This window comes from Pantoea sp. DY-5 (assembly GCF_019795955.1).
Taxonomy (GTDB): Bacteria; Pseudomonadota; Gammaproteobacteria; order Enterobacterales; family Enterobacteriaceae; genus Pantoea; species Pantoea leporis.
On record NZ_JAIMIE010000001.1, the window covers coordinates 705,026 to 728,041 of the forward strand.

The 23,016-nt window shown below is 56.6% G+C and carries 21 protein-coding genes; 14 read left to right on the forward strand and 7 right to left on the reverse strand.

Annotated elements, in window-relative coordinates:
• Positions 1 to 73: 73 nt before the first annotated feature.
• A complete protein-coding gene (locus K5Y30_RS03275) occupies positions 74 to 1,057 on the reverse strand; it encodes an arabinose ABC transporter substrate-binding protein (RefSeq protein ID WP_101764515.1) in 984 nt (327 codons plus the stop codon).
• 365 nt (positions 1,058 to 1,422) lie between these two features.
• Here K5Y30_RS03275 and K5Y30_RS03280 point away from each other — a divergent pair, with 365 nt between their 5' ends.
• Both K5Y30_RS03280 and araA read left to right on the forward strand, forming a co-directional pair.
• Positions 1,423 to 3,108 carry a ribulokinase gene (locus K5Y30_RS03280; RefSeq protein WP_222210497.1) on the forward strand — a complete coding sequence of 562 codons (1,686 nt, stop codon included), beginning with the start codon at positions 1,423 to 1,425 and terminating at the stop codon, positions 3,106 to 3,108.
• A gap of 12 nt (positions 3,109 to 3,120) precedes the next feature.
• Positions 3,121 to 4,623, forward strand: a complete 1,503-nt coding sequence (gene araA / locus K5Y30_RS03285) for an L-arabinose isomerase (protein WP_176971861.1) — start codon at positions 3,121 to 3,123, stop codon at positions 4,621 to 4,623.
• A gap of 194 nt (positions 4,624 to 4,817) precedes the next feature.
• On the opposite strand, the gene yjfF is transcribed toward araA, so the two are convergent.
• The 4 genes from yjfF to ytfQ are packed head-to-tail and all read right to left on the reverse strand — an operon-like array spanning position 4,818 to position 9,343.
• The gene (gene yjfF / locus K5Y30_RS03290; protein WP_101764518.1) at positions 4,818 to 5,804 is read right to left on the reverse strand and encodes a galactofuranose ABC transporter, permease protein YjfF; all 987 of its coding nucleotides are present in this window, start codon (positions 5,802 to 5,804) and stop codon (positions 4,818 to 4,820) included.
• Positions 5,801 to 6,817 (reverse strand): galactofuranose ABC transporter, ATP-binding protein YtfT, encoded by a 1,017-nt coding sequence (gene ytfT, locus K5Y30_RS03295; RefSeq protein ID WP_222210498.1) that lies wholly within the window; start codon positions 6,815 to 6,817, stop codon positions 5,801 to 5,803. The genes yjfF and ytfT overlap by 4 nt, the downstream gene beginning before the upstream one ends.
• Positions 6,810 to 8,330 carry a sugar ABC transporter ATP-binding protein gene (locus K5Y30_RS03300; protein WP_154194182.1) on the reverse strand — a complete coding sequence of 507 codons (1,521 nt, stop codon included), beginning with the start codon at positions 8,328 to 8,330 and terminating at the stop codon, positions 6,810 to 6,812. The genes ytfT and K5Y30_RS03300 overlap by 8 nt, the downstream gene beginning before the upstream one ends.
• Before the next feature lie 56 nt (positions 8,331 to 8,386).
• Positions 8,387 to 9,343, reverse strand: a complete 957-nt coding sequence (gene ytfQ / locus K5Y30_RS03305) for a galactofuranose ABC transporter, galactofuranose-binding protein YtfQ (protein WP_008110249.1) — start codon at positions 9,341 to 9,343, stop codon at positions 8,387 to 8,389.
• A 674-nt stretch (positions 9,344 to 10,017) separates the two neighbouring features.
• On the opposite strand from ytfQ, the gene ydgT reads away from it, so the two are divergent.
• From ydgT to nth, 9 genes are all read left to right on the forward strand, one after another.
• Positions 10,018 to 10,233, forward strand: coding sequence for a transcription modulator YdgT (ydgT, locus tag K5Y30_RS03310; protein ID WP_167391211.1), 216 nt, complete (start codon positions 10,018 to 10,020; stop codon positions 10,231 to 10,233).
• Positions 10,234 to 10,343: 110 nt separating this feature from the next.
• Positions 10,344 to 10,787: a DUF2569 domain-containing protein gene (locus K5Y30_RS03315; protein ID WP_222210499.1), complete on the forward strand. Its 444-nt coding sequence runs from the start codon at positions 10,344 to 10,346 to the stop codon at positions 10,785 to 10,787.
• Between the two features lie 123 nt (positions 10,788 to 10,910).
• Entirely contained in the window at positions 10,911 to 11,492 is a 582-nt protein-coding gene (rsxA, locus tag K5Y30_RS03320) for an electron transport complex subunit RsxA (RefSeq protein ID WP_101764524.1), read from the forward strand.
• On the forward strand, positions 11,492 to 12,070 hold the full coding sequence (rsxB, locus tag K5Y30_RS03325) for an electron transport complex subunit RsxB (protein ID WP_110866053.1): 579 nt from the start codon (positions 11,492 to 11,494) through the stop codon (positions 12,068 to 12,070). The genes rsxA and rsxB overlap by 1 nt, the downstream gene beginning before the upstream one ends.
• Positions 12,063 to 14,282: an electron transport complex subunit RsxC gene (gene rsxC / locus K5Y30_RS03330; RefSeq protein WP_222210500.1), complete on the forward strand. Its 2,220-nt coding sequence runs from the start codon at positions 12,063 to 12,065 to the stop codon at positions 14,280 to 14,282. Before rsxB ends, rsxC begins: the two co-directional genes overlap by 8 nt.
• Positions 14,283 to 15,341 (forward strand): electron transport complex subunit RsxD, encoded by a 1,059-nt coding sequence (gene rsxD, locus K5Y30_RS03335; protein ID WP_222210501.1) that lies wholly within the window; start codon positions 14,283 to 14,285, stop codon positions 15,339 to 15,341. It begins immediately after the preceding gene.
• A gap of 2 nt (positions 15,342 to 15,343) precedes the next feature.
• The gene (gene rsxG, locus K5Y30_RS03340; RefSeq protein ID WP_222210502.1) at positions 15,344 to 15,979 is read left to right on the forward strand and encodes an electron transport complex subunit RsxG; all 636 of its coding nucleotides are present in this window, start codon (positions 15,344 to 15,346) and stop codon (positions 15,977 to 15,979) included.
• Positions 15,972 to 16,673: an electron transport complex subunit E gene (locus K5Y30_RS03345; RefSeq protein ID WP_222210503.1), complete on the forward strand. Its 702-nt coding sequence runs from the start codon at positions 15,972 to 15,974 to the stop codon at positions 16,671 to 16,673. The genes rsxG and K5Y30_RS03345 overlap by 8 nt, the downstream gene beginning before the upstream one ends.
• On the forward strand, positions 16,670 to 17,305 hold the full coding sequence (gene nth / locus K5Y30_RS03350; RefSeq protein ID WP_008110262.1) for an endonuclease III: 636 nt from the start codon (positions 16,670 to 16,672) through the stop codon (positions 17,303 to 17,305). The genes K5Y30_RS03345 and nth overlap by 4 nt, the downstream gene beginning before the upstream one ends.
• 142 nt (positions 17,306 to 17,447) lie before the next feature.
• Here nth and K5Y30_RS03355 read toward each other — a convergent pair whose 3' ends face one another.
• Positions 17,448 to 18,137, reverse strand: a complete 690-nt coding sequence (locus K5Y30_RS03355) for a CTP synthase (protein WP_222210504.1) — start codon at positions 18,135 to 18,137, stop codon at positions 17,448 to 17,450.
• A gap of 653 nt (positions 18,138 to 18,790) precedes the next feature.
• Between K5Y30_RS03355 and dtpA the strand changes: the two genes are divergently transcribed.
• The 3 genes from dtpA to gstA all read left to right on the forward strand — a co-directional run bounded on the left by dtpA (position 18,791) and on the right by gstA (position 22,030).
• Positions 18,791 to 20,296: a dipeptide/tripeptide permease DtpA gene (gene dtpA, locus K5Y30_RS03360; RefSeq protein WP_101764531.1), complete on the forward strand. Its 1,506-nt coding sequence runs from the start codon at positions 18,791 to 18,793 to the stop codon at positions 20,294 to 20,296.
• Between the two features lie 147 nt (positions 20,297 to 20,443).
• The gene (locus K5Y30_RS03365) at positions 20,444 to 21,325 is read left to right on the forward strand and encodes a LysR family transcriptional regulator (RefSeq protein ID WP_222210505.1); all 882 of its coding nucleotides are present in this window, start codon (positions 20,444 to 20,446) and stop codon (positions 21,323 to 21,325) included.
• Positions 21,326 to 21,424: 99 nt separating this feature from the next.
• Positions 21,425 to 22,030, forward strand: a complete 606-nt coding sequence (gene gstA, locus K5Y30_RS03370) for a glutathione transferase GstA (RefSeq protein ID WP_222210906.1) — start codon at positions 21,425 to 21,427, stop codon at positions 22,028 to 22,030.
• Positions 22,031 to 22,100: 70 nt separating this feature from the next.
• Here gstA and pdxY read toward each other — a convergent pair whose 3' ends face one another.
• Complete coding sequence (pdxY, locus tag K5Y30_RS03375) at positions 22,101 to 22,961, reverse strand: pyridoxal kinase PdxY (RefSeq protein ID WP_101764534.1); 861 nt, start codon at positions 22,959 to 22,961, stop codon at positions 22,101 to 22,103.
• Positions 22,962 to 23,016 lie beyond the last annotated feature (55 nt).

Here is a 23,016-nt window from a genome sequence, read left to right on the forward strand (position 1 = left end):
TGCCGCCTTGTTACAGCACGAATCATTTTGGCTAAACATTTAGATGGTGCTGCTCAAACAACGAACAACGTGATTACTTCAGCCCTTTCTTATCCAGCTCGGCTTTGAAGTTATCGCGGGTAATCAGCACCACATCGGTGACCTCGGTGAACTTCGGCGGCTCCTGATCTTTGGTCACCCAGTTGTAGAGCATCTCGCTGCTCTTATAACCGTGCACGTCCGGGCTTGGCAGCAGCGAACCGTAGAAGCCGGTGGCGGAACCTTTCGACAGCTCACTCACCGCATCAACACCGTTAATGCCGATACCGATCACATCGGGCGCCTTAAAGCCCTGGCCTTCGGTGGCGCGAACGCCGCCCAGCACGGTGTTATCGTTCATGCCGAGAATCAGCCAGTGTTTCACTTCCGGATGCTGCACCAGCAGCGAGTTACCGGCGTCAAAGGCGCCTGGGATATCATTGGATTTGGTTGGCACCTGATAGATCTGCTTCTCCGGGAAACCGGCGGCTTTCAGCGCGTCCATCGAACCGCTGGTGCGACGGCGTGCGGTGTCGAGTTCGTTAGCGGTGATAGCCATCACGCCGGTCTCTTTCACATCCCAGCCGCGTTTCTGCATCTCTTTATACAGTTCCTGCCCCTGACGCTCGCCGATTTTGGTTGCCGCCATCATCACCAATGGCACGGTATCCATTGGCTTGCCTTTGGCGGTCACGAACTGGTCATCGACGGCAATCACTTTCAGACCGTAACCGCGCGCTTTGGCGACAATCGCGGAGCCGAGTTTCGGATCTGGCGTACAGATGACGAAGCCTTTCGCGCCGCTGGCGGCCAGGCTGTCGATGGCGTTGAGGGTTTTCTCACCGTCGGGCACGGCAATTTTGATCACTTCAAAGCCGAGATCCTTGCCGGCTTTATCCGCGAATTTCCATTCGGTCTGGAACCAGGGTTCCTCCGGTTGTTTAACGAGGAAACCGAGTTTCATGGTCTCGGCGATAGCGGATTGTGACATAACCGCAGCGAGACCTAGCGCCGCCAGCGTTTTAGTGAATTTATGCATGATGCTCTCCGGCATAATGTTGTTTTAGGCTGTTATTAACCAATCGGTGTAAACGCTACCAATCAAATCATTCTGTGGGGTACAGCTAAAAATCAGCGCGTTAGCGCAAAGGTTGTACAAAGGCTGCGCAAACGCTGGGCTAGTTGTAGCGGGAATGGAAAGGAAAAATGTAGAGCGGTATCACATCCCAAAACGATGACAAAATTCTCCATATATTCAGCAAATTTAACCGGTCATTAACTTTTGCAGTCGATCACACATCCTCGGCGATGACAGAAAAGTGCATATTCTCAGCGACTGATGACTAACCGCTTCTGCCGCCCCATTCCAGGATAGAGCCAGATAACTCACACAGGAGAATCCCAATGGGTGCTGGCACCATAACAATTGGGCTGGATTTCGGCAGTGACTCGGTGCGTGCGCTGGCCGTGGACTGTCACAGTGGAAAAGAGCTGGAAAAAGCGGTGGTCAACTATGCACGCTGGGCCAACGGCGAATTTTGCGATGCGCACGCCAACCGCTTTCGTCACCATCCGCAGGACTATATCGATGCGTTAGAACAGGCGATCGTCACCGTGGTTAACGCCTTAACGCCCGAACAGCGCGCCGCCGTAGTCGGGATTGGCGTGGATTCCACCGGCTCGACGCCCGCGCCCATCGATCGTGATGGCAACGTGCTGGCGCTGCGCCCGGAATTCGCCACCAACCCCAACGCGATGTTCGTGCTGTGGAAAGATCACACCGCGATTGAAGAAGCCGAGGAGATCAATCAGCTTTGTCGTAGCGGTCGTTTCAACGATTACACCCGCTATATTGGCGGCGTTTATTCGTCGGAGTGGTTCTGGGCCAAGATACTGCACGTGTCACGCGCAGATGCTGCGGTACGTGACGCGGCAGTGTCTTGGGTGGAACTGTGCGATTGGGTGCCCGCGCTCCTCAGCGGCACCACTGCACCCGCGCAACTGCGTCGTGGACGCTGTGCCGCTGGGCACAAATCACTGTGGCATCCGGAGTGGCAAGGCTTGCCGCCGGCTGACTTCTTCCGCACGCTCGATCCTCTGCTGGTCGAGCAGCTCGATTCTCCCCTGTTCACAGAAACCTGGACCGCCGATGTGCCGGTTGGCACGCTCAGCAGCGAATGGGCGCAGCGCCTCGGCTTATCGCAACAGGTGATTCTTTCGGGCGGCGCGTTTGACTGCCACATGGGCGCGGTTGGTGCCGGTGCGCAGCCTTACACGCTGGTGAAAGTGATTGGTACCTCAACCTGCGACATTCTGATTGCCGACAGCGACACCGTTGGCGACCGCGCGATCAAAGGCATCTGCGGTCAGGTGGATGGCAGCGTGGTGCCGGGCGCGATTGGCTGCGAAGCCGGTCAGTCAGCGTTTGGCGATATTTATGCCTGGTTCAGCCGCCTGCTCGGTTGGCCACTGCAGCAGGCGGCGCAGCAACATCCGGAGCTGCAACCGCAGTTGGCCGCGCTGCAAAAAGATCTGATCCGCAACCTCACCGAAGCCTGGGCGGCTAATCCGCAACTCGATCATCTGCCGGTGGTGCTCGACTGGTTCAACGGCCGCCGCACGCCGGACGCCAATCAGCGCTTAAAAGGCGTGATCACCGATCTCAATCTCGGCACCGATGCGCCGGCGCTGTTTGGTGGCCTGATCGCCGCCACCGCGTTTGGCGCGCGCGCCATTATGGAGTGTTTCGAACAGCAGCAGATTCCGGTGCAGAGCATCCTGACGCTCGGCGGCATCGCGCGCAAATCCCCCGCCATCATGCAGGCGTGCTGCGACGTGATGAACCGTCCGCTGGATATCGTCGCCTCTGACGAATGCTGTGCGCTCGGCGCCGCCATTTTTGCCGCCGTTGCTGCGGGCGTGTATGCCGATGTGCCTGCCGCCCAGCAGGTGATGGCCAGTCCGATTGATGTGACGCTGCAACCCAACGCCGAGCGCGTGGTGGTTTATCAGCAACTTTATCAACGTTATCAAAACTGGTGCCAGGCCGCTGAACCGCAGTACGCCGCGCGCACCGTATCCGCTCAGTAAAGGAGAGATTTAATGGAACAGCACAACGCACAACAGGTGTGGTTTGTTATTGGTACGCAGCACCTTTACGGCGCGGAAACCTTGCGTCAGGTAGAACAGCACGCTCGCCAGGTGATGGACGGATTGAATCAGGCCGGCACCTTGCCGGTATCGCTGGTGCTGAAGCCGCTGGTGAAATCACCAGACGAAGCGCTGGCATTGTGCCGCGACGCCAACCACGATAATCAGTGCGTCGGCATCATTACCTGGCTGCACACCTTCTCGCCAGCCAAGATGTGGATTGGTGGCCTGAGCATCCTGAATAAGCCGCTGCTGCAATTCCATACCCAGTTCAACGCGGAGATTCCGTGGGACAGCATGGATATGGACTTTATGAATCTTAACCAAACCGCGCACGGCGGCCGCGAGTTCGGCTTTATCGGCGCGCGTATGGGCTTGCAACACAGCGTGGTGACCGGTCACTGGCAGGATAAAGCCAGCCAGCAGCGCATCGGACGCTGGATCAATGCCGCGCTGGCAAAACAGGCCAGCCAGCAGCTGAAAGTGGCGCGCTTCGGCGACAACATGCGCGAAGTGGCAGTGACCGAAGGCGATAAAGTCGCAGCACAGATTCAATTTGGTTACTCCGTGAATGGCTGGGGCGTGGGCGATTTGGTCGAGGTGGTGAACAGCGTCAGCGATGGCGACGTCAACGCGCTGATCGATGAATACGAAAGCCAATATCGCTTTACCGATGCCGCCGCCGTCAACGGCGACAAACGTCAAAACGTACTGGATGCGGCACGCATTGAGCTCGGTCTGAAACGTTTCCTCGAAGCTGAAGGCTGCAAAGCCTTCACCACCAACTTCCAAACCTTGCATGGCATGACGCAGCTGCCCGGTTTGGCGGTGCAGCGCTTGATGGGCCAGGGCTACGGCTTTGCCGGTGAAGGCGACTGGAAAACCGCCGCGCTGCTGCACATCCTCAAAATTCAGGCGGGCGCACGCGCTGGCGGCACATCCTTTATGGAGGATTACACCTATCACTTCTCACCGGGCAATGATTTGGTGCTGGGCTCACATATGCTGGAAGTGTGCCCGTCCATCGCCAAAGAGGAGAAGCCGCTGATTGATGTGCAGTTCCTCGGCATTGGCGACAAAGCCGATCCGGCGCGCATGATCTTCTCCACGCCAGCAGGACGCGCGGTGAATGCCAGCGTGATCGATCTTGGCGATCGTTTCCGTTTGCTGGTGAATGTGGTGGATGCTATCGAACAGCCAAAACCGCTGCCAAAATTGCCGGTGGCCCGTGCGCTGTGGCGTGCCCAGCCGTCGCTGGCCACCGCATCAGAGGCCTGGATTCTGGCCGGCGGCGCGCACCACACGGTGTTCAGCCAGGCGCTGGATCTGGATGATATGTATCTGTACGGCGAGCTGAATGGCATTGAAGTGCTGGTGATTGATGAGGAGACGCGCTTACCGGCATTTAAAGATGCGCTGCGCTGGAATGAGGCGTATTACCGCCTGGCACGTTGATTTCGTCCTCTGCGATATTCCCCTCATCCTAACCTTCTCCCGCAAGCGGGGGAAGGAACCGTTTTATAAACGCTGTCACTCCGAACTCAACGTGTGTTTTTGCTTCAGGGAAGAGTGCTGCTTATCGCTGCACCGGCGGCTCCCTCTCCCGCGCGCGGGAGAGGGTTGGGGTGAGGGAAAGGCGGGTGAAGAAGTTAAGAGGTCAAACGCTTAACAGGTGCGTTCTGCTGGCGATCCCACATCACGGTGAGCAGGCGTTGCAGCGCGATAAACGCAAACAGCAGAATGCCGATGGCGATCTTGGTCCACCATGAACTCAAGGTGCCGTCGAAGTTAATCCAGGTCTGAATCAATCCCTGAATCAACACGCCGAACAGCGTGCCCAACACCGTGCCCACGCCGCCAGACAACAAGGTGCCGCCAATCACCACCGAGGCAATCGCGTCCAGTTCCACACCCAATCCCGCTAGCGCATAGCCTGCCGAGGTATAAATGGAGAACACAATGCCCGCTAATGTCGCCAGCGTGGTCGACAACATATAAATCCTGATGGTGGTCGCGCGCGTTGACACGCCCATCAACTGCGCCGAAGTCAGGCTGCCGCCAATCGCATACACCTGATTACCAAAGCGCGTACGGTGCGCCAGAATAATCCCGCCGAGTACCACCACCAGCATAATCAGCGCCAGCAAACTCAGGCGTCCGCCGCCAGGGATCTTCCACGCCAGACTCGACAGCGTGGTATAGAGCGGATGATCGATAGGAATCGAATTCTCCGACACCAGATAGCTGCAGCCGCGCAGGAAAAACATCCCCGCCAGCGTAATGATAAACGCCGGGATTTTCAGCGCATCGATCAGCCAGCCCATCATCGCGCCAAACAGCGCGCCCATCGCCAGCACCAGCGCAAACGCCAGAAGCGGATCGAGATGATAATCACCAATCACCCGTGCCAGGAACACGCCGCTAAAGGCAATCACCGCGCCCACCGACAGATCAATCCCGCCGGACAAAATCACGAACGTCATCCCCACGGCGATGATGCCGAGGAAAGCGTTATCGGTGAGGATATTGCAGATCACGCGCGTTGAAGCGAAGCCGGGAAATTGGCTCAGGCAAAACAGATAACCCGCCACAAACACCAGCAGCGTGATCATCAAGGGCAGATGACGTTTCATCATTTCGGGCGTCTCCGTTTCAACATGGCAATAAAGCGTGGCGACTGCAGCAGCAATACGCACATCACCACCACCGCTTTCACCACCTGATTGAGTTCAGGCTGGAAGCCGGACAGCAAAATACCGGTATTCATCGACTGAATAATCAACGCGCCAATCAGTGACAGCACCAGATTGAAGCGCCCGCCCATCAACGAAGCACCGCCAATCACCACCGCCAGAATGGCATCCAGCTCCAGCCACAAACCGGCATTATTGGCATCGGCACCGCGAATATCCGCAGCGACGATCATGCCCGCCACCGCCGCGCACATGCCGCTAATCACATAGGTCGACATCACCACCAGCCAGCCATTCACACCGGCATTGCGCGCCGCGCGCAGGTTAATACCGACCGCTTCGATAAACAGTCCGAGCGCGGTTTTGCGCGTCAGCAGCCACACCATGAGCGCCACCAGCAGCGTAATCCATACCGGCACCGGCAGCAGCCACAGCGAACCGCTACCAAACCACGCCAGGCTATCGCTATTGAAGGTAACGATTTGGCCCTGTGTAATCAGCTGCGCCACGCCGCGTCCCGCCACCATTAAAATCAAAGTGGCGACAAACGGCTGAATTTTTAGCAGCGCCACCAAAATGCCATTCCATAAACCGCAGGCCAGGCCGGTACCGAGCGTCGCCAGAATGATGAACGGCAAACTGTGCCCCGCCACCGTCAAGGTCGCCGCCGTTGCCCCGGCAATCGCCATCACCGCGCCCACCGACAGATCGATGCCGCCGGTGGCAATCACCAGCGTCATGCCAATTGCCAGCAACGCCACCGGCGCGGCGCGATTGAGAATATCAATTGGGCTGCCGAACAAACGGCCATCCTGAATGTGAATGGCAAAAAAGTTATTCGCTACCAGGCTATCCACCAGCAGCACCAGAATCAGCGCCACAATCTGCGGCATGCCAGGCGGCAGCTTCGGCTTACGTCGTTCGGGTTTGTCATGTGTCATAGGGGATTCAAGCATGTTGTGCTCCTCCATCGGCGATGGCGTTGACGATCGCGGCCACCGACAGCTGCTCCAGCGGGATTTCGGCCACCTGCTTCAAATCGCGCATGATCAACACGCGATCGGCATAGCCCACCAGTTCTTCGAGTTCAGAGGAGATAACCAGCAGCGCCAATCCGTCGGCGCACAAGGTTTCAATTAAGCGAATGATCTCGGCGTGCGCGCCCACATCAATACCGCGCGTTGGCTCGTCGAGGATCAGGAATTGCGGTTTGGTCACCAGCCAGCGCGATAACAGCACCTTCTGCTGGTTGCCGCCGGACAACAGCTCAACCGGTTGATCCGCATGCGGCGTGCGAATGCCGAGACTCTTGATAAAGCGCTCGGCGATCTCCTGCTGCTCACGACGCTTGATCGGTCGCAGCCAGCCGCGCTGCGCCTGCAGCGCCAGAATGATATTTTCGCGTACCGACGCGCCACCAATGATGCCGTCGGTTTTACGATCTTCCGGACAGAAACCCATACCGAGGCGCGAAGCCTTCGCGGGCGTGCGGATGTTCTGCACTTTGCCCTTGATGGTCGCGGTGCCGCGATCCGCCCGGCGAATGCCGAACAGCACTTCGGCGGTTTCGGTTCGGCCTGAACCGAGCAATCCCGCCAGTCCCACCACTTCACCCGGACGCACCTGCAGGTTGAAGGGTTCAATGGTGCCCTTCTTGCCGTAATCTTCAAACGACACCACCGGCTGATTGCTGCGCAGCGTGCTGCCCTGACGCTGCAAAGCAGTTTCCAGCAGCTCGCGTCCCAGCATCAGCTTGATCAGTTCAATCTGCGGCAGCGTGGCGGTATCGCGCGTGGCAATAAACTGGCCGTTACGCAGCACGGTGATGCGATCGGTAATGCGGTAAACCTGGTCGAGAAAATGGGTAACAAAAATCAGGCTCATCCCTTTGGCTTTTAGCTGCGCCATCAGGGTAAACAGCATTTCGACTTCATTGGCATCGAGGCTGGCGGTCGGTTCATCAAGGATCAGCACCTGCGCGGAGAGATCGACCGCGCGGCAAATCGCAATGATCTGCTGCATCGCCACCGAGTAATGCCCCAGCGGACGCGTTACGTCGAGTACAAAGCCGTAGTTGCGCATCAGCGCATCGGCGTCGCGCACCATGCGCTTGCGATCAATCATGCCGAAGCGACGCGGCTCGCGGCCAATGTACAAATTATCCGCCACCGACATATTCGGCAGCAGATTCACTTCCTGATAAACCGTGCCAATGCCCATCTCCTGTGCATCAGCGGTGTTATGCGGCGTAATCGCCTTGCCGTTCAGGGTTACCGTGCCGGCATCGCGGGTATACACGCCGGTCAGGACTTTAATCAGCGTGGATTTGCCCGCGCCGTTTTCGCCCAGCAACGCCATGATCTCGCCCTTGCGGATGCTGAACGAGACATTATCCAGCGCCTTCACGCCGGGAAAGCCTTTGCTGACGCCGCTAATGGTCAGCAGTGCGGTTTCATCGGAGGTGCTCATCAGGTTCTACCTCGCCTTACGTCATCAAAAACCGCCCCGAAGGGCGGTTGCGGGGATCAGTAACCCATGCCTTTTTTGGTATCGAGCTGCGCCTGTGCGGAGTCCGGCAGATACAGTTTCGATTCTGTTTTGATGATTTTCGGCGGCATCGTGCCGTCCTTCTTAAATTTCTCCAGCGCGTCGAATGCTGGACCGGCCATATTAGGCGTCAGCTCCACGTTGGCATTGGCTTCACCGGCCAGCATCGCTTTGTAGATATCGGGCACGCCATCAATCGAACCGGTCAGGATATCTTTGCCTGGCTTGAGGCCAGCTTCTTTAATCGCCTGAATCGCACCGATCGCCATATCATCGTTATGCGCGTAAACCATGCAGATGTTCTTACCGTTGTTTTCCGCCTTGATAAAGCTCTCCATCACCTCTTTACCTTTACTGCGGGTAAAGTCACCGGACTGCGAGCGAATCACTTTGATATTGTCGTGGCCGGCGATGGCTTCGGCGAAGCCTTTCTTACGGTCAATCGCCACGCTGGCGCCGACGGTGCCTTGCAGCTCGACGACGTTACATTTTTTGTCCGCGACCGTTTTCACCAGCCAGTCGCCAATCAACTTGCCTTCCAGCACGTTGTCCGCAGTGACCACCGCCATGTACAGCGATTTGTCTTTCACCACGATGGCGCGATCGAGTAAGAACACCGGGATTTTGGCGTCTTTGGCTTCTTCCAGCACGGGTTCCCATCCCGTTTGCACCACCGGCGCAATAAAGATGGCATCAACGCCCTGCGCGATGAACGAGCGCACCGCTTTGATTTGGTTCTCTTGTTTCTGCTGGCCATCGGCGATTTTCAGCGTGATACCGCGCTTTTGCGCTTCACTTTTTGCCACATTGGTTTCTGCTGAACGCCAGCCAGATTCCGAGCCAACCTGTGAGAAGCCCACCGTCATATCAGCAGCCAACACCGACGTACTCAGTGCCGAGCTCACCATGGCGGTCAAGAGTAAACGTTTCCACATAATTTCATTCCTCTGAAGGGAGTGTGTTGTAGGGGTACAAAACGCGAATTAAGCCTGGCTGAAAAGCGCGTAAACAAGCGCGACATACTTCACAAATCAGAGTGAATTAAAGGAGTTACGCGAACAGGCAATGCTTTATGGATCGTGGCATTATGGACAAAATGCCTGCTAATTATTACGGAGGGGGTTAAATAAATGTAATAAACAGAATCGGTTATGCTTCTCACTACTGGAAACGATTACAGCGGGCGCGTAAAGAATGGTTATTGTCTGCAGCGACAATCAATTATTGGTTTTGTGACTACTCGCACAGAATGTGAGTGCCGGTTTCATGGCGTGTGCATAAATTTGCTGGCCAGAGCGGAATAAACAGCGGATTCATTCGCAGCACGATCGCAAATACCTATTATAGAGACGGAGAAATAACGGCTTTCCAATCATGCGTTAATAGCGTGATATTTTCTCACAAGCCCGCTAAATACCGGCCTGAATTTGCCTTAAATCGTACTTTATATGCGCTTTTAAAACGCGTAAAAGCCAAAAAAGTGTCGTTTCATGAGCGAATTAGCGCATGTTGTCTGAATTTTGTATTTTTTTATGAGTCGCATATGGACTCTCGCTGCGTGCTCCCTATACTTGGGCACTTCCAAGTACTTTATATTTAAATGGCAATCATGACTGCATTAGATTACCTGCTGAAATTCCGCAAAGTGAATAATCTCGATAGTCTGGAAAAACTCTACGACCATCTGAATTATTCGCTGACTGATGATAAAGAGATCATCAATATGTATCGTGCCGCCGACCATCGACGTGCTGAACTGGTCTCTGGCGGACGTCTGTTCGATATGGGCCGCGTGCCGAAAACCGTCTGGCGTTACGTGATCTAATTGATTTATCCCCTCTTTATCTGCGCTCTTGCGTTGTCCAGGTCGGGCGTGCCCCGTTTGGACATGATAAGCTCTGCATCGCCCTCTTCTCTGCAAACAGGATCTTGTCAATGACCCAACCGGTGAACCCGCCACGTATTGCTGGCTGGCTACTGTTGCCACTGGCGTGGCTGATTATGACCATGCTGACCAGTGCGCTGGTGGTGGCGATGTATCTGAGCCCGCTGTTTAATCCCGAATTACGCACGACGCTGTTCTCACACGGCGGCACTTTGCTGACGCAATGGTCGATCTCGCTGCTGACTGCTGCGGTGGTATGGGCGTATAGCATTTGGGTGTGCTGGATTTTCTGTAAACGTTCGCGTCGCTTACCGCGCCATTACATTCTGTGGCTGCTGATGACCATCTTGCTGGCGTTAAAAACCTTTGCCTTCACGCCGGTGGCCGATGGCAAAGCGATTCAGACTTTACTGCTGTCGCTGCTGGCAGCTGCGGTGTTTGTGCCCTATTTCAAACGCTCTCAGCGCGTAAAACAGACGTTTATCCAGCCATAATGACGTGAGTTTCGTCAGCAATTTAATTCTGAGTGCTCTCAATGCTCACACAAACCCGTTGAAGGTTGAGATGCACCTCTCAATTCCGGATAATAGACGCCTTTCGGCTTCCCAGGTTAAAAAATGACCGATTACTTACTTCTCTTTGTTGGCACAGTGCTGGTGAACAACTTTGTGTTGGTCAAATTCCTCGGCCTTTGCCCATTTATGGGCGTGTCAAAAAAACTGGAAACGGCCATTGGCATGGGACTTGCCACCACTTTCGTGATCACGCTGGCGGCGATCTGCGCCTGGCTGGTGAATCACCTGATTCTGGTGCCGCTCGATCTGGTCTATCTGCGCACCCTCGCCTATATCCTGGTGATTGCTGTTGTGGTGCAGTTCACCGAAATGGTGGTGCGTAAAACCAGTCCGTCACTCTATCGCCTGCTCGGCATTTTTCTGCCGCTGATCACCACCAACTGTGCGGTGTTGGGCGTGCCATTACTGAGCGTTAACCTCAATCACACCTTCCTGCAGGCGGCGCTGTATGGCTTCAGTGCGTCACTCGGCTTCTCGCTGGTGATGGTGCTGTTCGCCGGCATGCGCGAGCGTCTGGTACTGGCGAATGTTCCCGCGCCGTTTAAAGGTAACTCGATTGCGCTGATCACCGCAGGTCTGATGGCGCTGGCCTTTATGGGCTTTACCGGGCTGGTGAAATTCTAATGACCGCGATTTGGATTGCGATTATCGCGCTGGCTGCATTGGGCCTGGTGTTTGGTGCCCTGCTGGGTTACGCCTCACGTCGCTTCGAGGTGGAAGAAGATCCGATTGTTGAGCAGATCGATGAGATTTTGCCGCAGAGCCAGTGTGGTCAGTGCGGCTATCCCGGCTGCCGCCCGTATGCCGATGCGGTGGGTAACAACGGTGAAGCGATCAATAAGTGCGCGCCCGGCGGCGAGCAGACCATGCTCAAGCTGGCCGCGCTGCTCAACGTTGAACCGCAACCGCTCGACGGCGGCGCAGACGTGCTGGAGCCGATACGTACCGTGGCATGGATCGATGAAGAGAACTGCATCGGCTGCACCAAATGTATTCAGGCTTGCCCGGTGGACGCCATCGTGGGTGCCACGCGCGCCATGCACACCGTGCTGAGCGATGTCTGCACCGGCTGCGATCTCTGCGTTGCGCCTTGCCCGACCGACTGCATTGAGATGCGCCCGGTTGCAACCACCACGGCCAACTGGAAGTGGAATCTCGACACCATTCCTGTACGGGTGATCCCGGTAGAAACCCATGCTTAATTTGTTAAACCTGTTCCGCAAAGAGAAGTTGTGGGATTTTCAGGGCGGCATCCATCCGCCTGAGATGAAAACACAGTCCAACGGTACGCCGCTGAGCCAGTTACCCCTGCCTGAGCGCTTTATCATTCCGTTAAAACAGCATATCGGCCATGAAGGCGAGATTTGCGTGGCGCCCGGCGACAAAGTGCTGCGCGGCCAGCCGCTGACCTTTGGCGGCGGACGCATGCTGCCGGTGCACGCGCCAACGTCCGGCACCATCGAAGAGATTGCGCCACACATGACGGCGCACCCTTCTGGCCTCTCCGAGCTGTGCATTTTCCTGCGTGCCGACGGCGAAGATCGCTGGACCACGCTCGATCCGCAGCCCGATTACCGCGCCCTGTCGCGTGAAGAAGCGGTAAAACGCATTCACAATGCCGGCATCGCCGGATTAGGCGGCGCGGGCTTCCCGACCGCCACCAAACTGCGCGGCGGCCTGCGCGGCGTAAAAACCCTGATCATCAACGCCGCCGAGTGCGAGCCGTACATCACTGCCGATGACCGTTTAATGCAGGATTGTGCCGCCGAAGTGTTGGAAGGCTGCCGCATTCTGGCGTGGGTGTTGCAGGCGGAACGCGTGCTGATCGGCATAGAAGATAACAAACCGCAAGCCATTGCCGCGCTGAAACAGGCATTGGGCGGCGATCGTGAATTACAGATTCGCGTGATTCCTACCAAGTATCCGTCTGGCGGCGCGAAACAGCTGACGCAGATTCTCACCGGCCTTGAAGTGCCACACGGCGGACGTTCCACCGATATCGGTGTGCTGATGCAAAACGTCGGCACCGCGTGGGCGGTAAAACGCGCCATCGTAGACGGCGAACCGATCACCGAACGCGTGGTGACGCTGACCGGCGCAGCGCTGGCGCGCCCGCGCAACGTCTGGGGACGGCTCGGTACGCCGATCAGCCACCTGCTGCAGCATGCCGGTTTTACGCCGGGATCGCGCCAGATGGTGATCATGGGCGGTCCGCTAATGGGCTTTACCCTGCCGTCGCTGAACGTGCCGCTGGTGAAAATATCCAACTGTATTCTGGCGCCGTCGGCCAGCGAAATGGGCAACGATCAGCAAGAGCAATCCTGTATCCGCTGCAGCGCCTGCGCGGATGCCTGCCCAGCGAAACTGCTGCCGCAGCAGCTGTTCTGGTACAGCCAGGGCGGCGATCACGAAAAAGCACGCGCGCACAATATTGATGACTGCATTGAGTGCGGCGCCTGCGCTTACGTCTGCCCGAGTAACATTCCGCTGGTGCAATATTATCGTCAGGAAAAAGCCGAACTGCGCGCCATCGATCTCGAAGCGAAACGTACCGCCGAAGCGAAAGCGCGTTTTGAAGCGCGTCTGGCACGTCTCGAACGCGAAAAACAGGCGCGTGAAGCGCGTCATGAACAGGCTAAACAGCGCGTGGCGCGTAGCGATCAGGGTGAACGAGACGCTGCGGTGGCACGTGTGAAAGCGCGTCAGGAAAAAACGCCGGAGCAGGATGCTGCAGAGCGCGAAGCGCGTCACGCGCAAGCCTTAGCGCAGCAGGCCGAGAAGCAGGCAGAAACGCAGGCGCTGAGTCGTCAGTCCGGCGATCCGCGTAAAGCGGCGGTGGAAGCGGCAATTGCGCGTGCGAAGGCGAAGAAAGCGGGCGCACCGCCGGCTGAGGTAGCGCCTGCCGCTGAACCGGCACCAGCCGAGCAGCCAGCCGTCGCGCCTGCTGCTGAAGTCGATCCGCGTAAAGCGGCGGTTGAAGCCGCGATTGCGCGTGCTAAGGCGAAAAAAGCCGCCGCACAACCTGCTGCATCGACAACAGCTGAGCCGCCAGCCGACGCGCCTGCTGCTGAAGTCGATCCGCGCAAAGCCGCCGTTGAAGCGGCGATTGCGCGTGCTAAAGCCAAAAAGGCCGCCGCTGCCGCACAACCCGCTGCACCGGCACCCGCCGAGCCGCCAGCTGATGCACCTGCTGCTGAAGTTGATCAGCGCAAAGCCGCCGTTGAAGCGGCGATTGCGCGTGCCAAAGCGAAGAAAGCCGCCGCTGCCGCGCAGCAGGCTGAAGCCACATCTCCTGAAGTGGAGGCTGCTGCCTCTCCTGACTCCGCCGACCCACGCAAAGCGGCGATTGCCGCTGCGGTCGCCCGTGCCAAAGCGCGTAAAGCGCAGCAGCAGCCTTCGACGACTGAGGATTAAATGGCTTTTCGTATTGCAAGTTCTCCCTATACCCACAACCGCCGCAGCACCGGCAATATCATGCTGCTGGTGGTATTTGCCGCGCTGCCGGGCATGGCCGCACAATGGTATTTCTTTGGCGTGGGTTTCTTAATTCAGGTTTTGCTGGCAACCGCCACCGCGTGGGCCACCGAAGGGGCGATTCTGCGCCTGCGCAAAACGCCGGTGGTGCCGACGTTATCCGATAACTCCGCCCTGCTTACCGCGTTGCTGCTGGGCATCAGCCTGCCGCCGCTCGCGCCATGGTGGTTGGTGGTGTTAGGGACCATTTTTGCCATCGTCATCGCCAAACAGCTGTACGGAGGTTTGGGGCAAAACCCGTTTAACCCGGCGATGGTGGGTTACGTGGTGCTGCTGATCTCCTTCCCGGTGCAGATGACCAGCTGGCTGCCGCCCGATAGCCTGCAGGCGATCAAACCCGGCCTGCTGGATTCGCTCAGCATGATCTTCACCCACCACACGCTGGCCGGTGAAACCATGCAGCAGCTGCAGCTCGGCGTTGATGGCGTTAGCCAGGCGACACCGCTCGATACCTTTAAAACCGGTCTGCGCGCCGGACACAGCGCGGAACAGCTGCTGGCGGAGCCGATCTACAGCGGCGTGTTAGCCGGTGTTGGCTGGCAGTGGGTTAACCTCGGTTATCTGCTCGGCGGCGCGCTGCTGCTGGCGAAGAACGCCATCCGCTGGCACATTCCGGTCAGTTTCCTCGTCTCGCTGGCGTTCTGCGCCACGCTGGGTTGGTTGTTCTCGCCGGAGTCCCTTAACTCACCGCTGATTCACCTGTTCTCCGGTGCCACCATGCTCGGCGCGTTCTTTATTGCCACCGATCCGGTGACCGCATCAACCACTAATCGCGGCCGCCTGGTTTACGGCGCGCTGATTGGTTTGCTGGTGTGGCTGATTCGCAGCTTTGGCGGCTATCCGGACGGCGTCGCCTTCGCGGTATTGCTGGCCAATATTTGTGTGCCGCTGATTGATTACTACACCCAGCCGCGCGTTTACGGCCATCGCAAGGATTGAAGATGATCGAAGCTATTCGTAAAAATGCGGTGACGCTGGCGACCTTTGCGGTGATCACCACCGGCGTGACGGCGGTGGTTAACTATGTCACCAAGCCGACGGTGGAGCATCAAACTGCGCTGCAACAGAAAAATCTCTTAGATCAGGTGGTACCGACCGATCTGTACGACAATCACATCCAGCAAGAGTGTTATCTGGTGACCGATGCGCTGGCGCTGGGCAATGATCGCCCGCACCATCTCTATTTAGCGCGCAAAGGCGATCAGCCGGTGGCGGCCGCGCTTGAGACCACCGCGCCAGACGGCTATTCTGGGGCGATTCAGATGTTGGTTGGCGCCGATTTCCACGGCAAAGTGCTGGGCGTGCGCGTGGTTGAGCACCATGAAACGCCGGGCCTCGGCGATAAAATCGAACTGCGTATTTCAGACTGGATTAACAGCTTCAATGGCAAAGTGATCCACGGCGCTGATGACAAAAATTTTGCGGTGAAAAAAGACGGCGGTGAATTCGACCAATTTACCGGCGCAACCATTACGCCACGCGCGGTGGTCAACGCCACCAGGCGCACCGCGCTGCTGATTGAAACACTGCCAGCGAAGCTTGCTTCGCTGCCTGAATGTGGAGATGCAAATGAGTGAAGCCAAGAATTTACTGGTCGGCGGCCTGTGGAAAAATAACTCCGCGCTGGTGCAGCTGCTCGGTCTCTGTCCGCTGCTGGCGGTGACCTCAACCGCGACCAACGCCCTCGGTTTAGGCCTGGCGACCACGCTAGTGCTGACCATCACCAACAGCGCAATTTCCGCCTCGCGTCGCTGGGTGCCGGCCGAAATCCGTATTCCGATTTACGTGATGATCATCGCTTCGGTGGTGAGCTGCGTGCAGATGCTGATTAACGCCTACGCGTACGGTTTGTATCAGTCGCTCGGCATCTTTATCCCGCTGATCGTCACCAACTGCATCGTGGTCGGTCGCGCTGAAGCGGTCGCCTCGAAGAGCAGCATTCCGCTCTCCGCGCTGGACGGTTTTGCCATCGGCATGGGCGCAACCTGCGCGATGGTGACGCTGGGATCGATTCGTGAACTGATTGGCAGCGGCACGCTGTTCAACGGTGCGGATCAGCTGCTGGGACCGTGGGCCAAAGCGCTGCGTATTGAAGTGGTGCACTTTGATTCCCCGATGCTGCTGGCGATGCTGCCACCGGGCGCCTTTATCGGCTTGGGCATGCTGCTGGCGGCGAAATACCTGATCGATCAGAAGATGAAACAGCGCGCGGCCACTCTTGCAGCAGCGCCTGAAGCGGAGCCGCAAGGCGCAACCGGGAAAGCGGTGTGAATAAAGAGAAACGCGCGCAGATCCTTACGCGCCTGCGTGATGAGAATCCGCATCCGACCACAGAACTGAACTTCAGCTCGCCGTTTGAGTTGTTGATTGCGGTGTTACTCTCCGCGCAAGCCACCGACGTCAGCGTCAACAAAGCTACCGCGAAGCTCTATCCGGTGGCGAATACGCCGGCAACCATTCTGGCGCTCGGCGTGGATGGCGTGAAGGAGTACATCAAAACCATCGGCCTGTTTAACAGCAAGGCGGAGAACGTCATCAAGACTTGCCGCATTCTGCTGGAACAGCACGGCGGCGAAGTGCCGGAAGATCGTGCGGCGCTGGAAGCGCTGCCGGGCGTCGGGCGTAAAACCGCCAACGTGGTACTGAATACCGCTTTTGGCTGGCCGACGATTGCTGTCGATACGCATATATTCCGCGTCAGCAATCGCACCCGCTTTGCGCCGGGCAAGAATGTGGAAGAAGTGGAAGATAAGCTGCTGAAAGTGGTGCCGGCGGCGTTTAAAGTCGATTGCCATCACTGGCTGATTCTGCACGGTCGCTATACCTGCGTGGCGCGCAAACCGCGTTGCGGATCCTGTCTGATCGAAGATTTGTGTGAATTCGACGCCAAAACCGAACTCTGAATCGCGGGCTCTGACACATTTGCTGCGTCACGGCAAATGTGCCCTTTTCAACTGCGCGCACTAAAGCTTCATAGCGGGCCCCGGCCAGCGCACTCGCTGCTGGCTTAACTGACACGCATTACGCCATAGACAAGCTGCGTATTTAACCTGCGGCGGCCTGCAGCCAGGCGACCACCAGCGGCGACAGTCGGTTTTGTAACGCCGCCCTTTCGGACTGGAACAAGGTGGCGACAAAGAACGGGTGATCGGTCAATTCAATGCCGCGCACGTCGCCTTCCAAATCCCATGACGTGATCTGCAGATTCTGCGTCGCCAGCGCTGCGCTGAACTCTGCGTTGACGCCAAAGTTGCAGTGGTAGCCCTCATCGCTCTGTAACGCACCGTAAGCCTGAGCAATACGTGAACCCGGCTGGAAGGTCACGCTGCCACGCTGTTCCATCAGCGAACACGCCAGCGGCGCAATCACCCAGCGACCGCTGGGATCGGTTTCCGCATGCGCCGCATCTTCCCAGCCCAGCACATTGCGCGCGTACTCAACGATGGCGTACTGAAATCCGCCGCACGAGCCCAAAAATGGCTTACCGCTTTCCCGCGCCCAGCGAAGGGTGGCAAACACGCCCGCATCATTGAGATAAGGACTGCCCGGAACCAGCCAAATCGCCTGGTAATCATTCAGGTTGTGCTGATTGAGTTCCGGCGTGGCGATCCAGTCGGCGCTGACGTTGAGTGAAAGGGTTTTTGCAGCGAGTTGTACAGCGGGAGGAATGGCCTGATGCGCAACGGCATTAGCACGGTAATCGCCAATCAGGGCGACACGAATCGACTTCATCATGACTACGTCCTTTCAGGGAAAAAAGGATGTTACAGCAAAGTTAACCCGCTGTCTAAACGCCTTTAAACGTCGATTTATGCGGCTTTCGTTTCCACGCATTGCGCTTATGGCCGCCTGTTTATCTGCCAAATAAGGTGTCAGACCGCGCTAATCTTCGCCAGATGTCAGCTACGCAAACGTTTTCTTCTTTTACCCTGATAATTAATTCGCGGTTTTGTGCGCAGGATCAACTAATTAGCGTTTTGGAATCTTTTGACTGCTTATTACGCTCATCAATCAAGCTGTTGTGCTTATATTGCGCACAACGGCAATAATAATCTCTGTATAAATTATGAACTTTAGCGTTATGTTCTGATAAAGCCTCTTTGAGCAGTTTATATCAGGAAAATGATCTTCCCGATCTGCATTTCACCTGTTTATCCTGATATAATGCCACCCAGCGAGATTTAACACTGATTTAAAACTTTGTATAGCGGCATTAACCCTATCTATTGCAAGTATTACAGCGTGCAGAAAATGCTTGCCCTGTTGGACTGATTCAGCCAAATTAGTCGCCGTTTTTCCTTTCTAATAACAATGTTGCGCGGGATTACCCAGCCCGACGCAGACTTAATTCCTGTCGCAAAACAGGCTATGTTAAAACTGAGGTACAAGTGTCAACTGCAAACAAACACACTGACGGGGCGCCAAGCCTCAACGCTTTTAAGCAACCGAAAGCGTTTTATCTGATCTTCTCCATCGAGCTGTGGGAACGTTTTGGTTACTACGGCCTGCAAGCCATCATGGCGGTTTACCTGGTTAAACAGCTGGGCATGTCCGAAGCGGACTCCATTACGCTGTTCACCTCGTTTAGCGCGCTGGTATATGGTTTAGTCGCCATCGGCGGCTGGCTCGGCGATAAAGTACTGGGTACCAAACGCGTCATCGTGCTCGGCGTAATGGTGCTGGCGCTGGGTTATGCGCTGATTGCTTTCTCCGGCCATGACACCTCAATGGTGTATATCGGTATGGCGACCATCGCCGTTGGTAGCGGTTTGTTTAAAGCTAACCCGTCTTCCCTGCTGTCGACCTGCTATGAGAAAGATGACGCGCGCCTCGACGGTGCCTTCACCATGTTCTATATGTCGATCAACATCGGTTCCCTGTTCTCGATGATGCTGACCCCGTGGCTGGCGGCGAAATATGGCTGGGGCGCGGCGTTCTCGCTGTCGGTTGTCGGTCTGGTGATCACGCTGCTGAACTTCCTGTTCTTCCAGCGTGTAGTGAAAAACTACGGATCCAAGCCGGATTTTGCCCCGCTGCAGATGGGTAAACTGCTGATGACGCTGATTGGCGTAGTAGCACTGATTGCGCTGGCGGCCTGGCTGCTGCATCACCAGAGCATCGCACGTATGACGCTGGGCGTCATCGCCGCAGGTATCGTGGTGATCTTCGCTAAAGAAGCCTTCGCGCTGAAGGGGGCCGCACGTCGTAAGATGATCGTGGCCTTCCTGCTGATGGTTGAAGCGATTGTGTTCTTCGTGCTCTACATGCAGATGCCGACCTCACTTAACTTCTTCGCTATCCGCAACGTTGAGCACGCGATTCTCGGCATCACCTTTGAGCCGGAGCAATTCCAGGCGCTGAACCCGTTCTGGATTATGCTGGCAAGCCCGATTCTGGCCGCGGTGTACAACAAACTCGGCGATAAAATGCCGATGCCACACAAATTCGCCTTCGGTATGGTGCTGTGTTCAGCGGCCTTCCTGGTGCTGCCGTTTGGTGCCAAATTTGCCAACGAAGCCGGTATCGTCTCAGTGAACTGGCTGATCCTTAGCTATGCGCTGCAGAGCATTGGTGAGCTGATGATTTCCGGTCTGGGCCTGGCAATGGTGGCACAACTGGTACCACAACGTTTAATGGGCTTCATCATGGGTTCGTGGTTCCTGACCACCGCGGGTGCGGCAATGATTGCCGGTAAAGTCGCGAACCTGATGGCGGTGCCGAATGATGTGACCGATCCACACACGTCACTGGCGGTCTACAGCCATGTGTTCCAGCAGATTGGTATCGCCACCGGCGTGATCGCCCTGCTGATGTTAATCACCGCGCCACTGCTGAACCGCATGACGCAGGATGATAGTCAAACTGAACTGAAACGCGCCAGCGCCAATCAGTAAGCAGAAAGCCGGGCATGTCCCGGCTTTTTTCTACCGACTATTTCGCCGCCATTCACATTTCCTTTAACGATTTCTGCTACCCACACTTCGCTTTTTGCTCGCTTAACTTCATGATGTCGGCTCACTGTTAATCTGAGTGGAATAAGCATGGACAGGTTTGATGAGCTTGAGGTATTTGTCGCGGTTATCCAGCAAGGCAGTTTGGCCGGTGCCGCACGTTTGTTACAGCGATCGCCACCGGTGATCACGCGCACCCTCAACACCCTTGAAGCCCGCCTCGCCACCACTTTGATTGAACGCACCACGCGCCAGCTGGCACCCACCGAAGCTGGCTGGCAGCTGTTTGAGCAGGCACAGCGCGTGCTGAGCGATTATCAGCGCGCCATCGACAGCGCTCACCACAGCGGCCTGCATGGCTTGCTGCGTTTAACCGCGCCGGTGCAGTTTGGTCGTCGCCACGTCATGCCTTTAGTGAATGCCTTCCTGCAACAGCATGCGGAGATGCAGATTGAAGTGGTGCTCAGCGACACCTATCAGGATCTGATTGAAAACGGCCTCGATATCGCATTACGCATTGGTGAACTGCAGGACTCTTCGATGGTGGCGCGTCAGGTTGGCACGGTGCGTTCAACGCTGATTGCCAGCCCCGACTATCTGCATCAGGCTGGCACGCCTCTTCATCCCGCTGAACTGACTCAACATGCGTTAGTGACGAGCCTGCGCCATACGCGTGAGTGGCGCTTCGCTCACGACCTGCGCGTGCGCATTACGCCGCGTCTGCGGGTTAATGATGTGGAGAGCCAGCTGGAAGCGCTGCGCAGCGCACACGGCATTGGACGGCTGCTGTCGTATCAGGTTCTCGACGATATCCACAGCGGGAAACTGCTGCGTTTACTGCCTGAATGGGAACCGGCGCCGCTGCCGGTGCAGTTAGTCACCCAGCGCGTGAAGAATATGACGCCTAAAGTGCGGCAATTTTGGGATTTTGCGCTCGAAAAGCTGCCGTTACTGCCATGCTTTGCTGAATAAACCTGAATGGTGACCGCAATTCCTGATCGCAGTCACGGGTAAATATCCCTGGCAGACTTATGCTGCTTTGATCACCACAACATTCAAGGAGAAGCCATGATGAAACTCTATTGTAAGCCCGGTGCCTGTTCGCTATCACCGCATATTGTCGCGCTGGAATGCGGACTCGACTTCACCCAAGTGAACGTGGACCTGCAGAAGAAAGTGACCGAGCAGGGAGAAGATTACTGGCAGATTAACCCGAAAGGACAAGTGCCGGCGCTGCAGTTTGACGATGGCAGCATCCTGACCGAAGGTGTGGCGATTGTGCAGTATCTGGCGGATCTCAAGCCGGATCGCAACCTGCTGGCACCAACCGGTAGCCTGACGCGCTATCACACGCTGGAGTGGCTGAGTTTTGTCAGCAGCGAACTGCACAAGGGTTTCAGCCCGCTGTTCCGTCCTGATACGCCGGAAGAGTACAAAACCATTGCGCGTGCGCAACTGGAGAAAAAGTATCATCATGTGAATGAGGCGTTGCAGGATAAACAGTGGTTGCTGGGATTGCGCTTTACCGTTGCCGATGTCTATCTGTTCGTGGTGACGCGCTGGGCTAAAGCCATCAAGCTGGATTTATCGGGACTGGATGCGCTGGACGCCTGGTTTAATCGGGTTGCGGAGCGCCCAGCGGTGCAAGCGGCTTTGAAGGCGGAAGGTTTGGTTTAATCCTGTCGTAGGGTCGCCATTAATGGCGACCTCAATTACAGGTGCGCATTAATGCGCACCCTACGGGAATTTACAGCTTTTCTGCCGCGAAATGCTGCGTCGGCTTGGCAATCGCATCCTGCGCGGCCACCAACTGCAATTCGTACTCGCCCATTTCGTGGGTTTTCAGCATCACCTCATACACCGCCGCGGTAATGTGCTCGAGCGCATCCTGCAGCGACTTGCCGTGCAGCAGATCGACCAGCAGCAGGCCGCTGGTGAGATCGCCCACGCCAACCGGCTGACGCACGCCAAAGTCCACCAGCGGACGGCTGATGTGCCAGCACTCATCGGCGGTCACCAGCAGCATCTCAAAACGATCGCTACGACGTCCGGCACGCGCCAGATGTTTCACCAGCACCACTTTCGGGCCTTTGCTAATCAGTTCTCGTGCCGCAACCACCGCTTGCTCGACGTTGGCCACTTCATGGCCGCTGAGCATCTCCAGCTCCAGCAGGTTCGGGGCGATGATGTCACTGGCGGGCAACGCCATTTTACAGTGAAACTCCGCCACGCCCGGCGCCACGATGCAGCCTTTCTCCGGATGGCCCATCACCGGATCGCAGAAGAACCACGCATGCGGATTGGCTTCTTTCACCAGACGCACGATCTCCAGAATCTGTTCGCCCTGCTCCGCCGATCCCAAATAGCCACTCAACACCGCATCACAGGTCTTCAGGCGGTCAACCGCCGCAATGCCTTTAACGATGTCGGTCAAATGCGTGGCGGGCATCACGGTGCCTGTCCAGTGACCATACTGGGTGTGATTAGAAAATTGCACGGTATTCAGCGGCCAAACGTTTGCGCCCATGCGGCGCATCGGGAATTCGGCAGCGCTGTTACCGGCGTGTCCGTAAACAACGTGAGATTGAATTGCGAGAATATTTTTCATTTTGCCCTGTACTGCTGTCTTGCCATAAAAAAGGGCCGGAAGCCGGCCCTGAACG

What these genes read in the sequence shown, in the direction of transcription:
- rsxD (WP_222210501.1), top strand. Translation starts at nt 14,283, where the DNA reads ATGGCTTTTCGTATTGCAAGTTCTCCCTATACCCACAACCGCCGCAGC.
- rsxG (WP_222210502.1), top strand. Translation starts at nt 15,344, where the DNA reads ATGATCGAAGCTATTCGTAAAAATGCGGTGACGCTGGCGACCTTTGCG.
- K5Y30_RS03280 (WP_222210497.1), top strand. Translation starts at nt 1,423, where the DNA reads ATGGGTGCTGGCACCATAACAATTGGGCTGGATTTCGGCAGTGACTCG.
- yjfF (WP_101764518.1), bottom strand. Translation starts at nt 5,804, where the DNA reads ATGATGAAACGTCATCTGCCCTTGATGATCACGCTGCTGGTGTTTGTG.
- K5Y30_RS03355 (WP_222210504.1), bottom strand. Translation starts at nt 18,137, where the DNA reads ATGATGAAGTCGATTCGTGTCGCCCTGATTGGCGATTACCGTGCTAAT.
- K5Y30_RS03315 (WP_222210499.1), top strand. Translation starts at nt 10,344, where the DNA reads ATGACCCAACCGGTGAACCCGCCACGTATTGCTGGCTGGCTACTGTTG.
- K5Y30_RS03300 (WP_154194182.1), bottom strand. Translation starts at nt 8,330, where the DNA reads ATGAGCACCTCCGATGAAACCGCACTGCTGACCATTAGCGGCGTCAGC.
- ytfQ (WP_008110249.1), bottom strand. Translation starts at nt 9,343, where the DNA reads ATGTGGAAACGTTTACTCTTGACCGCCATGGTGAGCTCGGCACTGAGT.
- K5Y30_RS03365 (WP_222210505.1), top strand. Translation starts at nt 20,444, where the DNA reads ATGGACAGGTTTGATGAGCTTGAGGTATTTGTCGCGGTTATCCAGCAA.
- K5Y30_RS03275 (WP_101764515.1), bottom strand. Translation starts at nt 1,057, where the DNA reads ATGCATAAATTCACTAAAACGCTGGCGGCGCTAGGTCTCGCTGCGGTT.
- K5Y30_RS03345 (WP_222210503.1), top strand. Translation starts at nt 15,972, where the DNA reads ATGAGTGAAGCCAAGAATTTACTGGTCGGCGGCCTGTGGAAAAATAAC.
- ydgT (WP_167391211.1), top strand. Translation starts at nt 10,018, where the DNA reads ATGACTGCATTAGATTACCTGCTGAAATTCCGCAAAGTGAATAATCTC.
- rsxB (WP_110866053.1), top strand. Translation starts at nt 11,492, where the DNA reads ATGACCGCGATTTGGATTGCGATTATCGCGCTGGCTGCATTGGGCCTG.
- ytfT (WP_222210498.1), bottom strand. Translation starts at nt 6,817, where the DNA reads ATGCTTGAATCCCCTATGACACATGACAAACCCGAACGACGTAAGCCG.
- pdxY (WP_101764534.1), bottom strand. Translation starts at nt 22,961, where the DNA reads ATGAAAAATATTCTCGCAATTCAATCTCACGTTGTTTACGGACACGCC.
- rsxA (WP_101764524.1), top strand. Translation starts at nt 10,911, where the DNA reads ATGACCGATTACTTACTTCTCTTTGTTGGCACAGTGCTGGTGAACAAC.
- gstA (WP_222210906.1), top strand. Translation starts at nt 21,425, where the DNA reads ATGAAACTCTATTGTAAGCCCGGTGCCTGTTCGCTATCACCGCATATT.
- araA (WP_176971861.1), top strand. Translation starts at nt 3,121, where the DNA reads ATGGAACAGCACAACGCACAACAGGTGTGGTTTGTTATTGGTACGCAG.
- rsxC (WP_222210500.1), top strand. Translation starts at nt 12,063, where the DNA reads ATGCTTAATTTGTTAAACCTGTTCCGCAAAGAGAAGTTGTGGGATTTT.